This window comes from Klebsiella sp. Q11, from assembly GCF_964241505.1.
Taxonomy (GTDB): Bacteria; Pseudomonadota; Gammaproteobacteria; order Enterobacterales; family Enterobacteriaceae; genus Klebsiella; species Klebsiella michiganensis.
Map to the genome: position 1 here is coordinate 404,737 of NZ_CAXSXW010000002.1, position 14,223 is coordinate 418,959.

The 14,223-nt window shown below is 56.5% G+C and carries 13 protein-coding genes; 8 read left to right on the top strand and 5 right to left on the bottom strand.

From position 1 onward, the window contains the following. Positions 1-208: 208 nt before the first annotated feature. Positions 209-595 (bottom strand): aspartate 1-decarboxylase autocleavage activator PanM, encoded by a 387-nt coding sequence (gene panM / locus ACESQ2_RS04265; RefSeq protein ID WP_032751578.1) that lies wholly within the window; start codon positions 593-595, stop codon positions 209-211. A 420-nt stretch (positions 596-1,015) separates the two neighbouring features. Here panM and livK point away from each other — a divergent pair, with 420 nt between their 5' ends. The 5 genes from livK to livF are packed head-to-tail and all read left to right on the top strand — an operon-like array spanning position 1,016 to position 5,884. Next, a complete protein-coding gene (gene livK / locus ACESQ2_RS04270) occupies positions 1,016-2,125 on the top strand; it encodes a high-affinity branched-chain amino acid ABC transporter substrate-binding protein LivK (RefSeq protein ID WP_046877934.1) in 1,110 nt (369 codons plus the stop codon). Positions 2,126-2,185: 60 nt separating this feature from the next. Continuing rightward, positions 2,186-3,112, top strand: a complete 927-nt coding sequence (gene livH / locus ACESQ2_RS04275) for a high-affinity branched-chain amino acid ABC transporter permease LivH (RefSeq protein ID WP_014227088.1) — start codon at positions 2,186-2,188, stop codon at positions 3,110-3,112. Then, complete coding sequence (gene livM / locus ACESQ2_RS04280) at positions 3,109-4,389, top strand: branched chain amino acid ABC transporter permease LivM (protein ID WP_032751575.1); 1,281 nt, start codon at positions 3,109-3,111, stop codon at positions 4,387-4,389. The genes livH and livM overlap by 4 nt, the downstream gene beginning before the upstream one ends. Next, positions 4,386-5,153: a high-affinity branched-chain amino acid ABC transporter ATP-binding protein LivG gene (gene livG / locus ACESQ2_RS04285; RefSeq protein WP_004855045.1), complete on the top strand. Its 768-nt coding sequence runs from the start codon at positions 4,386-4,388 to the stop codon at positions 5,151-5,153. The genes livM and livG overlap by 4 nt, the downstream gene beginning before the upstream one ends. A gap of 17 nt (positions 5,154-5,170) precedes the next feature. Then, positions 5,171-5,884: a high-affinity branched-chain amino acid ABC transporter ATP-binding protein LivF gene (gene livF / locus ACESQ2_RS04290; RefSeq protein ID WP_004126158.1), complete on the top strand. Its 714-nt coding sequence runs from the start codon at positions 5,171-5,173 to the stop codon at positions 5,882-5,884. A gap of 44 nt (positions 5,885-5,928) precedes the next feature. On the opposite strand, the gene ACESQ2_RS04295 is transcribed toward livF, so the two are convergent. The 4 genes from ACESQ2_RS04295 to ACESQ2_RS04310 all read right to left on the bottom strand — a co-directional run bounded on the left by ACESQ2_RS04295 (position 5,929) and on the right by ACESQ2_RS04310 (position 10,782). Next, positions 5,929-7,524 carry a UxaA family hydrolase gene (locus tag ACESQ2_RS04295; RefSeq protein ID WP_014839706.1) on the bottom strand — a complete coding sequence of 532 codons (1,596 nt, stop codon included), beginning with the start codon at positions 7,522-7,524 and terminating at the stop codon, positions 5,929-5,931. Between the two features lie 33 nt (positions 7,525-7,557). Beyond that, positions 7,558-8,868, bottom strand: a complete 1,311-nt coding sequence (locus ACESQ2_RS04300) for an MFS transporter (RefSeq protein ID WP_009654269.1) — start codon at positions 8,866-8,868, stop codon at positions 7,558-7,560. Between the two features lie 18 nt (positions 8,869-8,886). After that, entirely contained in the window at positions 8,887-9,786 is a 900-nt protein-coding gene (locus tag ACESQ2_RS04305; RefSeq protein WP_373170182.1) for a dihydrodipicolinate synthase family protein, read from the bottom strand. 228 nt (positions 9,787-10,014) lie between these two features. Then, entirely contained in the window at positions 10,015-10,782 is a 768-nt protein-coding gene (locus tag ACESQ2_RS04310) for an IclR family transcriptional regulator (RefSeq protein WP_014227084.1), read from the bottom strand. Between the two features lie 271 nt (positions 10,783-11,053). Here ACESQ2_RS04310 and ugpB point away from each other — a divergent pair, with 271 nt between their 5' ends. The 3 genes from ugpB (at position 11,054) to ugpE (ending at position 14,222) form a co-directional block, all read left to right on the top strand. Continuing rightward, positions 11,054-12,370, top strand: coding sequence for a sn-glycerol-3-phosphate ABC transporter substrate-binding protein UgpB (ugpB, locus tag ACESQ2_RS04315; RefSeq protein ID WP_004855028.1), 1,317 nt, complete (start codon positions 11,054-11,056; stop codon positions 12,368-12,370). Positions 12,371-12,492: 122 nt separating this feature from the next. Further along, on the top strand, positions 12,493-13,380 hold the full coding sequence (ugpA, locus tag ACESQ2_RS04320) for a sn-glycerol-3-phosphate ABC transporter permease UgpA (protein WP_046877931.1): 888 nt from the start codon (positions 12,493-12,495) through the stop codon (positions 13,378-13,380). Then, on the top strand, positions 13,377-14,222 hold the full coding sequence (gene ugpE / locus ACESQ2_RS04325) for a sn-glycerol-3-phosphate ABC transporter permease UgpE (protein WP_004116045.1): 846 nt from the start codon (positions 13,377-13,379) through the stop codon (positions 14,220-14,222). The genes ugpA and ugpE overlap by 4 nt, the downstream gene beginning before the upstream one ends. Position 14,223: the final 1 nt, after the last annotated feature.

Sequence of the window (14,223 nt, forward strand, 5' to 3'; positions counted from 1 at the left end):
CTACAGGCTGGTGCGGTCTGGTTTTTTGTAGCCCGGGTAAGGCGTTACGCCGCAACCCGGGGAATGCGCCGGAGTTGATGCATTGGTACGGTTTCTTCCCGGGTCGCGCTGCGCTTACCCGGGCTACAGGCTGGTGCGGTCTGGTTTTTTGTAGCCCGGATAAGGCGTTACGCCGCAATCCGGGAATGTTCAGCCTTCTTTCGCCGATTTATTGCTTTTTTACCCAACCGCCGGTTTGCGCGTTAAAGCCCAGCGCCTGCATAAACGCCGCCATCACGCCGCGGTCTTCCGCGTCGGCATCCGCGATGCGCCAGCTGCTGATTTCCGGGTTATCCCTTAGCACCTCTTCCACTAAATACTGTCCGACGCCGCGACGGCGGGTCACTTCACGCACGCACAGCGCGCTGAGTTCGCCCTCAACGCCGTTTAGCGTTACGCGAACCGCGGCCAGCAGGCGCTCATTGAAGCGGGCGGCATAAATACGATGGCTCTCATCCAGAGCCAGCGCCGCGAGATCCTGCGACGGCCAGATTTTACCTAAGTCGATGCGATCCTGATCGCTGAAGTGCTGTAAACGAATAATGGTCAGTTTCATACGCGAGGGTCCAGTCAAAACAGAGGCGTTAGTGTATCCAAATTCCCCGCCAGGCGGAGCGCCGTTTTTTGCCTGTTCATCAGGGGATTCGTTTTCCTGGAAGGAGCAGGGTAGAGCAATTCATCATGGATCGAAAAATAAGCAGAATTTTAACCTAAAATGTAGCGTTTTATTCCGCCTTATGTATCGTTATTTTATGCTGTTTACTGGACTTTTTTTGTTTATCTTCCAGTAAATACAGAATATTATCTTTGCTTAATCGCCTGAAAAATAGAGATTTTACTCTGTATTCAGGCAAAAAACCTCGCTAAACCATTAAAGATAATGGTAAAAGTAGCGTTGTTTAATAAAAGTACAGAATGCTTTTTAACCATAAAAATACAAAATATTTACACCACATCACGAACGGGGTTCTGCAGCATGAAAAGGAACGCGAAAACGGTTATCGCGGGGTTAGTCGCACTGGCGATGTCCCAGGCGGCTTTTGCCAAAGATATTAAGGTCGCCGTTGTTGGCGCGATGTCTGGCCCGGTAGCCCAGTGGGGCGATATGGAATTCAACGGCGCGCGCCAGGCGATCAAAGATATTAATGCCCAGGGCGGCATCAAGGGCGATAAGCTGGTTGCCGTGGAGTACGATGACGCCTGCGACCCGAAACAGGCCGTTGCGGTGGCGAACAAAATCGTCAATGACGGCATTCAGTACGTTATCGGCCACCTCTGCTCTTCTTCCACCCAGCCGGCATCCGATATCTATGAAGATGAAGGCATTCTGATGATCTCCCCGGGCGCGACCAACCCGGAGCTGACCCAGCGTGGCTATCAGTACATCATGCGTACCGCCGGTCTGGACTCTTCGCAGGGGCCGACCGCCGCAAAATACATCATGGAAACCGTCAAGCCGCAGCGTATTGCTATCATTCATGATAAGCAGCAGTACGGCGAAGGCCTGGCGCGTTCCGTCCAGGATAGCCTGAAAAAAGGCGACGCGAATATCGTCTTCTTCGACGGCATTACCGCCGGTGAAAAAGACTTCTCCGCGCTGCTGGCGCGCCTGAAAAAAGAGAATATCGACTTCGTTTACTACGGCGGCTACTACCCGGAAATGGGCCAGATGCTGCGCCAGGCGCGCTCCGTGGGCCTGAAAACCGTGTTTATGGGCCCGGAAGGCGTGGGTAACGCGTCGCTGTCCAACATCGCGGGCGATGCGGCGGAAGGCATGCTGGTGACGATGCCAAAACGCTATGACCAGGACCCGGCCAACAGCGCTATCGTTGACGCGCTCAAAGCCGAGAAGAAAGACCCGAGCGGTCCGTATGTCTGGATCACCTACGCCGCCGTGCAGTCGCTGGCGCAGGCGATGGACCGGGCCGGAAGCCAGGAGCCGCTGGATTTAATCAAAGATCTAAAAGCTCACGGCGCGAAAACCGTGATTGGGCCGCTGAATTGGGACGAAAAAGGCGATTTGAAGGGATTTGAATTTGGTGTCTTCCAGTGGCACGCGGACGGGTCATCCACCCTCGCGAAATAAGCCATAAGACAAGTTATCCCACCGCCCGTGCAAAGCGGGCGGGTAGAAAAAGGTTACCTTATGTCCGAGCAGTTTCTCTATTTTCTGCAGCAGATGTTTAACGGCGTCACGCTGGGAAGCACCTACGCGCTGATTGCCATCGGCTATACCATGGTGTACGGCATTATCGGCATGATCAACTTCGCCCACGGCGAGGTCTATATGATTGGCAGCTACGTCTCCTTCATGATCATTGCCGCCCTGATGATGATGGGCATTGATACCAGCTGGCTGCTGGTTGCCGCCGGATTCGTCGGCGCTATCGTGATTGCCAGCGCCTACGGCTGGAGTATCGAACGCGTGGCCTACCGGCCGGTGCGCAGCTCAAAACGCCTGATTGCGCTGATCTCCGCCATCGGGATGTCCATCTTCCTGCAAAACTACGTCAGCCTGACGGAAGGTTCGCGCGATGTCGCGCTGCCGAGCCTGTTCAACGGCCAGTGGACGGTAGGCAGCAGCGATAACTTCACCGCCACTATCACCACCATGCAGCTGGTTATCTGGGTGGTGACGTTTATCGCCATGCTGGCGCTGACGCTCTTTATCCGCTATTCCCGCATGGGGCGCGCCTGCCGCGCCTGCGCTGAAGACCTGAAAATGGCCAGCCTGCTCGGCATCAACACCGACCGGGTGATTGCGCTGACGTTTGTGATCGGCGCGGCAATGGCGGCGGTTGCCGGCGTTCTGCTCGGTCAGTTCTACGGCGTAATCAACCCGTACATCGGCTTTATGGCCGGGATGAAGGCCTTCACCGCCGCGGTGTTGGGCGGCATCGGCAGCATTCCCGGGGCGATGATCGGCGGGCTGATCCTCGGTATCGCCGAAGCGCTCTCTTCTGCCTATCTCAGTACGGAATATAAAGACGTGGTCTCCTTCGCGCTGCTGATCCTGGTTCTGCTGGTGATGCCTACCGGTATCCTGGGCCGTCCGGAGGTAGAAAAAGTATGAAACCGATGCATTTTGCGATGGCGCTGCTGTCCGCGGTGATGTTCTTTATCCTGGCGGGCGTCTTTATGGGCGTGCAGCTGGAGCTGGACGGCACGAAGCTGGTGGTGGATACCGCCGCCGATATCCGCTGGCAGTGGATCTATATCGGTACCGCGGTGGTCTTCTTCTTCCAGCTGCTGCGTCCCGTTTTCCAGAAAACCATGAAGAACGTCTCCGGGCCGAAGTTTATTCTGCCGGCTATCGACGGTTCGACGGTAAAACAGAAGCTGTTCCTGATCGCCCTGCTGGTTATCGCCGTGGCGTGGCCGTTTATGGTGTCGCGCGGAACGGTGGATATCGCTACCCTGACGATGATCTATATCATCCTCGGCCTGGGCCTTAACGTGGTGGTGGGGCTTTCCGGCCTGCTGGTGCTGGGCTACGGCGGTTTCTACGCTATCGGCGCCTATACCTTCGCGCTGCTGAACCACTATTACGGTCTGGGCTTCTGGACCTGCCTGCCGCTGGCGGGGCTGGTGTCGGCGGCGGCGGGCTTCCTGCTTGGCTTCCCGGTCCTGCGCCTGCGCGGCGACTATCTGGCGATTGTCACGCTTGGCTTTGGCGAAATCGTGCGCATCCTGCTGCTTAACAACACCGAAATAACCGGCGGCCCGAACGGCATCAGCCAGATCCCGAAACCGACGCTGTTCGGCCTTGAATTTAGCCGCAGCGCCCGCGAAGGCGGCTGGGATACGTTCAGCAACTTCTTCGGCGTGAAGTACGACCCCTCCGATCGCGTGATTTTCCTCTACCTGGTCGCTTTGCTGCTGGTGGTGTTAAGCCTGTTCGTAATTAACCGCCTGCTGCGTATGCCGCTGGGCCGCGCGTGGGAAGCGCTGCGTGAAGATGAGATTGCCTGCCGCTCGCTGGGCCTCAGCCCGACGCGCATCAAGCTGACCGCCTTCACCATCAGCGCCGCGTTTGCCGGTTTTGCCGGCACCCTGTTCGCCGCCCGTCAGGGCTTCGTCAGTCCGGAATCCTTTACCTTCGCCGAGTCGGCCTTTGTGCTGGCGATTGTGGTTCTCGGCGGTATGGGCTCCCAGTTCGCGGTGATCCTGGCGGCGGTTCTGCTGGTCGTCTCGCGCGAGCTGATGCGTGATTTCAATGAATACAGCATGCTGATGCTGGGCGCGCTGATGGTACTGATGATGATCTGGCGTCCGCAGGGACTTCTGCCGATGACCCGTCCGCAGCTGAAGCTGAAAAATGGGCAGGCCAAAGAAGGAGAGCAGGCATGAGTCAGCCATTATTATCCGTAAACGGTTTGATGATGCGTTTTGGAGGCCTGCTGGCGGTCAACAACGTGTCGCTGGAGCTGCGCGAGCGGGAAATCGTTTCGCTTATCGGCCCTAACGGCGCGGGCAAAACCACCGTCTTCAACTGCCTGACCGGCTTCTATAAGCCAACCGGCGGCACCATTATGCTGCGCGACCAGCATCTGGAAGGGCTGCCGGGCCAGCAGATTGCCCGTATGGGCGTGGTGCGAACGTTCCAGCACGTGCGTCTGTTCCGCGAAATGACGGTGATTGAAAACCTGCTGGTGGCGCAGCATCAGCAGCTGAAAACCGGGGTTTTCTCCGGCCTGCTGAAGACGCCGTCCTTCCGCCGCGCCCAGAGCGAAGCGCTGGACCGCGCCGCGACCTGGCTTGAACGTATTGGCCTGCTTGAGCACGCCAACCGGCAGGCCAGTAACCTGGCCTACGGCGACCAGCGCCGTCTGGAGATTGCCCGCTGTATGGTGACCCAGCCGGAAATCCTGATGCTTGATGAGCCCGCGGCGGGGCTGAACCCGAAAGAGACCAAAGAGCTGGACGAGCTGATCGTCGAGCTGCGCAGCCATCACAACACCACCATCCTGCTGATTGAGCACGATATGAAGCTGGTGATGGGCATTTCCGACCGTATTTACGTGGTAAACCAGGGCACGCCGCTGGCCAACGGTACGCCGGAAGAGATCCGCAACAACCCGGACGTGATCCGCGCCTATTTAGGTGAAGCATAATGGTGGTGACGCATAAGATGGAAAAAGTGATGTTATCTTTTGACAACGTCAGCGCGCATTACGGCAAAATCCAGGCGCTGCACAACGTCAGTCTGCATATCAATCAGGGAGAGATTGTCACCCTGATTGGCGCCAACGGCGCGGGAAAAACTACTCTGCTGGGTACTCTGTGCGGCGACCCGCGCGCCTCCAGCGGCCGCGTGGTTTTCGACGGTAAAGATATTACCGACTGGCAGACGGCGAAAATCATGCGCGAAGCGGTGGCGATCGTGCCGGAAGGGCGCCGCGTTTTCTCGCGGATGACGGTGGAAGAGAACCTGGCGATGGGCGGTTTTTTTGCCGACCGCGACCAGTTCCAGACCCGCATCAAATGGGTGTATGAGCTGTTTCCGCGCCTGCATGAGCGCCGGGTTCAGCGGGCGGGCACCATGTCCGGCGGCGAGCAGCAGATGCTGGCTATCGGGCGCGCGCTGATGAGCCAGCCGCGCCTGCTGCTGCTGGATGAGCCTTCGCTCGGTCTGGCGCCGATTATCATTCAGCAAATCTTCGATACCATCGAACAGCTGCGCGAGCAGGGGATGACTATCTTCCTCGTCGAGCAGAACGCCAACCAGGCGCTGAAGCTGGCCGACCGCGGCTACGTGCTGGAAAACGGACACGTGGTGCTTGAGGATACCGGCGACGCGCTGCTGGCGAATGAAGCGGTACGCAGCGCCTATCTGGGCGGGTAGCGAAGACAAAACGCCCGGCATCTGCCGGGCGTTTTACTTGATTCCTACAGCTCCAGAGAGCGTTTCCATAGCATAAAATCATACTGTTCGAGCGCATCCGCTTTGGTGCGCCAGGTCCCACTGGCGGTGGCGATGATTTTCTCAAACAGGCCGTCGGCGATGTCCGCCAGCGGCGTGCCTTCGATAATCGGCCCGCAGTCATAATCGATAATATCCGGCATCTTTTTCGCCAGCGCGGAGTTGGTTGAAACCTTAAGCACCGGAACGATAGGGTTCCCCGTCGGCGTACCTAACCCGGTTGAGAAGATCACCACGTTGCACCCCGCCGCGACCAGGCCCGTTACCGCGTCCACATCGTTGCCCGGCGTGCAGACCAGCGAAAGGCCGCTTTCTCCCATCGGTTCGGCGTAGTCGCATACCGCGCTTACCGGCGCTCTGCCGCCTTTTTTCGCCGCGCCGGCGGATTTTATCGCGTCAGTGATCAGCCCATCGGCAATGTTTCCCGGGCTGGGGTTATCGGCGATGGTGGTGCCAAAGAAGTTCGCGACATGCTCATAGTTTTTCATCAGCGACAAAAACTTCTCTTTCAGCTCGCGGGTCGCGCAGCGTTGCACGATATCCCCTTCAGCGCCGCACAGCTCGGGGAATTCCGCCAGCCCCGACGCGCCGCCGAGGGCGACAAGACGATCCGACACTTCGCCCATCGCCGGGTTTGCGCTGATCCCCGAGAACCCGTCAGAAGCGCCGCACTTCACGCCGATTTTGAGGTGGGAGAGCGGGACGTCCTGCCGCTCGGCGACGGGGGCTTCGCGGATCGCGTTATAGGTTTCAGTCAACGCATCCTGCATCATTTTTTCTTCGCTACTCCAGTCCTGCTGTCTGAAGTAAATAATCGGTTTGTTGAAATTCGGGTTGCGCTTCGCCAGCGCGGCGTTGAAATCAACAATCCGCGCTTTTTCACAGCCGAGGGCAAAGACCGTCACGCCAAGAACGTTGGGATGATCGGAATAGGCGGCCAGCACGTCGCACATCGTCATGCTGTCCGAGGTGGCGCCGCCGCAGCCGGAATTGACGGTAATACAGCGGATGCCGTCAAGATGCGGGAAGGGCAGATGGCGGGTATCGTTTAATGCCCCTGCCGACGTCACCTGGCGAGCAAAATTTTTCAGGCCGTTATTGGCGTAGCCGAGGGCGTCGTTCAGCGCATCGGTGACGCGCTGAACGTTGCGGTTTTCACAGAATACCAGCGGAATGACCAGCCAGTAGTTCGCGGTGGCGACCCGGCCATCTTCGCGCACTATGCCCTTGAAAGTCCGCTGCTGCCAGGCTGAAACATCCGGCTGCTGCCAGTCATAGGGCGCGACGTCGTCAAGCGAAACCGGGGCCGCGTAGTGTTTGATATTCTCAGTGGTAATGGCTTCGCCGCGGGTGATGGGGCGCGTCGCTTTGCCGACCGGAACGCCGTACAGCGACACGATATCGCCGGGCGCAATATCCTCGGTGGCGAATTTATGTTTGGCTTTGACATCGCTACGCAGAACGTAGGCTTCATCGTTCCAGTGAACCCGCTGCTCTTTGCGTAAGTCCTGCAGCGCAACGATCAGGTTATCGGTAGGGTCAATTTTTAAGATGGTCTGCATGTTCATTATCCTTTGTTATAAGCGCATCAGGACTTAGTGATGGGGGACCGCGACGCCGTTTGTCGCTTTTCTGCCGGCAAGGGCGGCAATCAGCAGCGCGCAGCAGACGGTGATGAGCGACAGGGCGACCAGACCCGCCGAATCGTTGCCGAAGAAGGCATCGACCTCAACGCGAATCAGCGGCGCGAGGAAGCTGCAAAATGCGCCCATGGTGGTGCAAAAGCCGATACTGGCGGCCAGCGCCGAGCCTGACACAATCTGCGCCGGGAAAGTCCAGAAGATAGGTTGCACGGAGAGAAAGCCGATGGCCGACAGCGAGAGCGCGGCAATGGCGAGTACCGGGCCGGACCAGGCAGAAACAAACAGCCCCAGCGCCGCCGCCAGCATACAGATAACTGAAATCAGCACCCGACGGGCCGGCATTTTGTCCGCCAGACGCGGAATGTAATAGACGCCGACGGCGGAGCAGGCCCACGGAATGGCGGCGACCAGCGACTCCTTAAAGCCGAGCGTGGAGCCCATTAGCGAGGCGACTTGCGAAGGCAGGAAGAACATCAGCCCGTAAACGCTGATCTGGATGGTGCCGTAGATCAGCGCCAGGTGCCAGACTTTCAGGCTTTTCAGGGCGGTGCCGACGCTGCTGGTTTCCGTCTGCCGCTGCTCCTGCTGAAGCTGAGCAATCAGCGCCTTTTTCTCTTCGTCGTTCAGGAATCGCGCTTTGGCCGGCGTATCATCAAGCCAGAACCAGGCGAAGATCCCCATGATGACCGCCGGAATGCCTTCGATAAAGAACATCCAGAACCAGCCGGGTTTGCCGAGGAAGCCGTGCATTTCCAGAAGCGCCCCGGAGATGGGCGAGCCTAAGGTTAATGCCAGCGGAACGCCGAGCACGAAGATACCGACGACGGAGGCGCGAACTTTATTGGGAAAGTAGATGGAGGCCAGCAGCAGAATACCGGGATAAAAACCGGCTTCGCCTAACCCCAGTAAAAAGCGCAGAACAATAAACTGGGTTTCCGTCTGCACCAGTCCGGTGAGGGCAGAGAGAACGCCCCACAGCGCGGTGGTGATGCTTAACCATTTTTGCGCGCCGATTTTATTCAGAATCAGGTTAGCGGGAATACCAAACAGCGCATAGGCGGCGAAAAAGATCCCCGCGCCGAGGGCGAAGGCGGAATTGGAGAGCCCAATATCCACCTGCATCGCCTCTTTGGCGAATCCCACGTTCACCCTGTCGATAAAGGCGATGAAGTACAAAATAAACATCAGTGGCACCAGGCGCTTCCATGATTTGGTAATCGCGGAATTGAGGGCCGGATTGTCGTAAGCTGTGATGGTTTTCATAATACCTCCGCGTGGGGGTCAGGCATTAATTTCAATACCAGCGCGGGAAAGTATCCGCAGAATACTTTCGGTCTGGCAGGTGGCGAGCGAGCTAAACGGTGGCGTGCAGCGGTCGGACTGAATAATTCCGCGCAGCTGTAACGCTTTTTTAAATGTTGGAATGAACGGATCGTTAACCGCGTAAATATCCATTAACCCATCCACTTTTTTCTGATACCGCGAAATTTGCTGCACATCGTTATCGTTAAATGCCTGCATCCAGTTGCGGAATATTTCAGGGCAAATATTGGATAACCCGCCAATACATCCATCGCCCCCCGCCAGGACATTGTGCGCGAAGTTATTGTCATAACCGGCATAGACTTCAAAATACGATAGTTCAGATTTTACCTGGCGAATCACCTGCGACGTGTGATTGGTGTCCGGAATGGTGTCTTTAAGACCGACAATGTTTGGGAACTCGCTGGCGAGTCGTAAACAGACCTCCGGCGAGACGGAATAGCCGGTGCGCTCCGGAAAGTTATAGATGAATATTTTGGCGGCGGTGCGGCGGGCAATCTGGCTATAAAATGTATAAATGCCTTCATCAGTCAGGCGGAAGTACCACGGGCTGATAATCATGACGCCATCCAGCCCGCACTCATCTGCATAGTTTGCCAGCTCTACGCACTCGTCAATATCCATGCGGCTGGTTCCCGCATAGGCCTTTATTCCCTCGCGAGGGAACTCTGCCGCCATTTGAATTATCTGACGGGATGTTTTCATATCCAGCGAGAAAAACTCGCCGGTACTGCCCATGACGACAAATCCCGATACGCTGCTTTTAATGAAATCATACAGGCGAAAGTTGCCTTCAGGATCCAGCCTGCCCTGCTCATCAAAAACCGTTATTGCCGGGGTGATGTAACGACTTTGCATATTCAACCTCTTTGTTGTTCGTATATACAAACACTGTTTGTATTTGCGATTAAGCATAAGTAAACACGCCATCGACGTGAAGTCAAATGGCGTAAAAGGCGGATGGATAATTGCTTAAATCAATGAATAGATGGGGAATTATGCAGAAGAGGCGGGCGTCACGGCGGATCATTAAATCTCGGTATTGTGTGGGTAATCACAATTCCGACGGCACCGCTGGCGAATAAATCAGTAATTTTTAATATCAGGCAGCTTATTCAGCACGCTTTCGATACGACCCTTTGCCTCTTTTAACGCGTGAATAACCTGCTGCGTTTTTTCATCGCTGGCGCGGAAAGAGGGCAATGAGACGCTGATCGCCGCCAGAATAATGCCTTTCTGCAGCAGGGGGACGGCAAAGCAGATGGTATCGTCGTTGATTTCCCGATCGTCCATGGCATAACCGTTGGCGGCGACCCATTCCAGCTGCTGACGAAGCTGAGCCATATTCGTTACGCTGCGGGCGGTAACGGAAGGAAAACCCTGCGGATAGAGCTCCAGGATCTCTTCGTCGCGGTGCTTATGCAGCAGCGCCTTGCCCAGGGCAGAGCAGATTGCCGGAAGGCGAGTCCCTACCTTAGAGACCAGCTGCACGGTTTGGTCGCCCTGAACTTTATCAACATAGAGCACCCAGGCGTCATCCAGAATGCCGAGCTGGCAAACTTCATTGCATTCATTGACCACCGCGTGCATTTCGCTATTGATCGTTTTCAGCCAGAACTCTTTTTCCACCGTTGAGCTGGCCAGAACCGCGCACGAAATCCCCAGCGTATATATGCCGTTGCGATCGTCGTGGCTGATATATTTCCGGTACTGCAGCGATTTGAGGATCGGGAAAATGGTTCCCTTTGAAATATCCGTTTTGAGCGATAGCTCGGAAAGCGTCATTCCGTCCGCGTTGGCTAAGGTTTCCAGAATGAGTAAAACGCGTTCGGTAGGTTTATGAAGCGTCTTCATATTTTTCCTTATGACGGCTCGCCGGAGAGTGCTGTTTAACGCCCCCTATTTAACTACAGATCCCCGCTTATCTGTAGCCTGCGCCGCCTCTCTTTTTCGCTTTGCCATTTCCCTGCCACTTTTTTTTCACCGTTTCATCATGTTTTTGCCAATTTATTGTAATATTTTTGTAATGCAATAGTTATTTTTCTGTCATTCGAGCATGTCATGTTACCCCCGCGAACATAAAACGCGTGAAATCGCGCATCCGGAACAACAAGAGAGATAACCGATGATATCGTTACGACATACAGCTTTAGGACTGGCGCTCAGCCTGGCATTTGCCGGACAAGCCCTGGCGGTAACCACTATCCCGTTCTGGCACTCGATGGAAGGGGAGTTGGGGAAAGAAGTTGATTCACTGGCGCAACGTTTCAACGCAGCCAACCCGGACTACAAAATTGTTCCGGTGTATAAAGGCAACTATGAGCAGAGCCTGAGCGCCGGCATCGCCGCCTTCCGTACCGGCAACGCCCCGGCTATTCTGCAGGTTTACGAAGTCGGCACCGCGACGATGATGGCCTCGAAGGCGATTAAGCCGGTCTATCAGGTGTTCAGCGATGCGGGCATTCAGTTTGATGAAACGCAGTTCGTGCCAACCGTTTCCGGTTATTACACCGACTCCAAAACCGGCCATCTGCTCTCCCAGCCGTTTAACAGCTCCACGCCGGTGCTGTACTACAACAAAGACGCCTTTAAAAAAGCCGGATTAGATCCGGAACAGCCGCCGAAAACCTGGCAGGATCTGGCGGCGTATACCGCGAAGCTGAAAGCTGCCGGGATGAAATGCGGCTACGCCAGCGGCTGGCAGGGCTGGATTCAGATTGAAAACTTCAGCGCCTGGCACGGCCTGCCGGTGGCGACCAAAAACAACGGCTTCGACGGTACCGATGCGGTACTGGAGTTCAACAAGCCGGAGCAGGTGAAGCATATCGCTCTGCTCGAAGAACTGAATAAGAAAGGCGACTTCAGCTACTTCGGGCGTAAAGACGAATCCACCGAGAAGTTCTATAACGGCGACTGCGCCATTACTACCGCCTCTTCCGGCTCCCTTGCGGATATTCGCCAGTACGCGAAGTTCAACTATGGCGTAGGGATGATGCCGTACGACGCCGACGTGAAAGGCGCGCCGCAAAACGCCATTATCGGCGGGGCCAGCCTGTGGGTGATGCAGGGTAAAGACAAAGAAACCTATACCGGCGTCGCCAAATTCCTCGATTTCCTGACCAAGCCGGAAAACGCCGCCGAATGGCATCAAAAAACCGGCTATCTGCCGATTACCACCGCCGCTTACAACCTGACCCGCGAACAGGGCTTCTATGATAAGAACCCCGGTGCCGATATCGCGACGCGCCAGATGCTGAACAAGCCGCCGCTGCCGTTCACCAAAGGTCTGCGCCTGGGCAATATGCCGCAGATTCGCACCATCGTAGATGAAGAACTGGAAAGTGTATGGACCGGGAAGAAAACGCCTCAGCAGGCGCTGGACGCCGCGGTTGAGCGCGGTAATCAGCTGCTGCGCCGTTTCGAGCAGTCAACCAGGTCGTAATCTTATAGCCAGCCCCTCACCCTCTCCCCGTCGGGGAGAGGGGATCGCCCGGAGCCGTCTTTTCATCCTCGCCCGTTTAGGGAGAGGGCCGGGATGAGGGGAAACCAACTCAGAGTTTAACTATGTCATCATCCCGTCCGGTGTTCCGCTCGCGTTGGCTGCCCTATGTGCTGGTCGCGCCGCAGCTGGTTATCACCGTCATCTTTTTTATCTGGCCCGCGGGCGAAGCGCTGTGGTATTCGCTGCAGAGCGTCGATCCGTTTGGGCTCTCCAGCCAGTTTGTCGGCCTGGATAACTTTTTAGCCCTCTTCCAGGACCCGTACTACCTGGACTCCTTCTGGACCACCATTAAGTTCAGCACGATGGTTACCGTCAGCGGCCTGCTGAGCTCGCTGTTTTTCGCCGCGCTGGTGGATTACGTGGTGCGCGGCAGCCGCTTCTATCAGACGCTGATGCTCCTGCCCTATGCCGTTGCGCCCGCGGTGGCGGCGGTGCTGTGGATCTTCTTGTTCAACCCCGGACGCGGGCTGATTACGCATCTCCTCGGTGAGATGGGCTACGACTGGAACCACGCGCAGAACAGCGGTCAGGCGATGTTCCTCGTGGTTTTCGCCTCGGTCTGGAAGCAGATTAGTTACAACTTCCTGTTCTTCTTCGCCGCGCTGCAATCGATTCCCCGCTCGCTGGTAGAAGCCGCCGCGATTGACGGCGCCGGCCCGGTTCGCCGCTTCTTCAGGCTGGCGCTGCCGCTGATCGCCCCGGTGAGCTTCTTCCTGCTGGTGGTTAACCTGGTATACGCCTTCTTTGATACCTTCCCGGTTATCGATGCCGCAACCGGCGGCGGGCCGGTTCAGGCGACAACAACCCTGATTTATAAGATCTACCGTGAAGGTTTTGCCGGGCTCGACCTTTCCGCTTCCGCCGCCCAGTCGGTGGTGCTGATGTTCCTCGTCATTATTCTGACGGTGGTGCAGTTCCGCTACGTTGAACGAAAGGTGCGCTACCAATGATTGAGAATCGACGCGGGCTGACGATTTTCAGCCACACCATGCTGATTTTAGGGATCGCGGTCATTCTGTTTCCGCTGTATGTCGCCTTTGTCGCGGCGACGCTGGACAGTAAAGCGGTTTTTGATACGCCGATGACGCTGATTCCCGGCGGGCATCTGCTCGAAAACATGAAGTTTATCTGGGTGAACGGCGTAGGGGCCAATAGCGCGCCGTTCTGGCTGATGATGCTCAACAGCTTCATCATGGCCTTCGGCATCACGGTGGGCAAAATTACGGTCTCGATGCTCTCCGCTTTCGCCATCGTCTGGTTTCGTTTTCCGCTGCGCAACCTGTTCTTCTGGATGATCTTCATCACGCTGATGCTGCCGGTTGAGGTGCGTATTTTCCCGACGGTGGAAGTGATCGCCAACCTGAAAATGCTCGACAGCTATGCCGGGCTCACCCTGCCGCTGATGGCCTCGGCGACCGCCACCTTCCTGTTCCGCCAGTTCTTTATGACCCTGCCGGACGAGCTGATAGAGGCCGCACGTATCGACGGCGCGTCGCCGATGCGCTTCTTCCGCGACATCGTGCTGCCGCTGTCGAAAACCAACCTGGCGGCGCTGTTCGTCATCACCTTTATCTACGGCTGGAACCAGTATCTGTGGCCGCTGCTGATCATTACCGACGTGAATCTCGGCACGGCGGTCGCGGGCATCAAAGGGATGATCGCCATCGGCCAGGGTACCACGCAGTGGAATCAGGTGATGGCGGCGATGCTGCTCACGCTGATTCCTCCGGTTGTCATCGTTTTAGCCATGCAGCGCGCGTTTGTGCGTGGTTTAGTGGATAGTGAGAAATAAA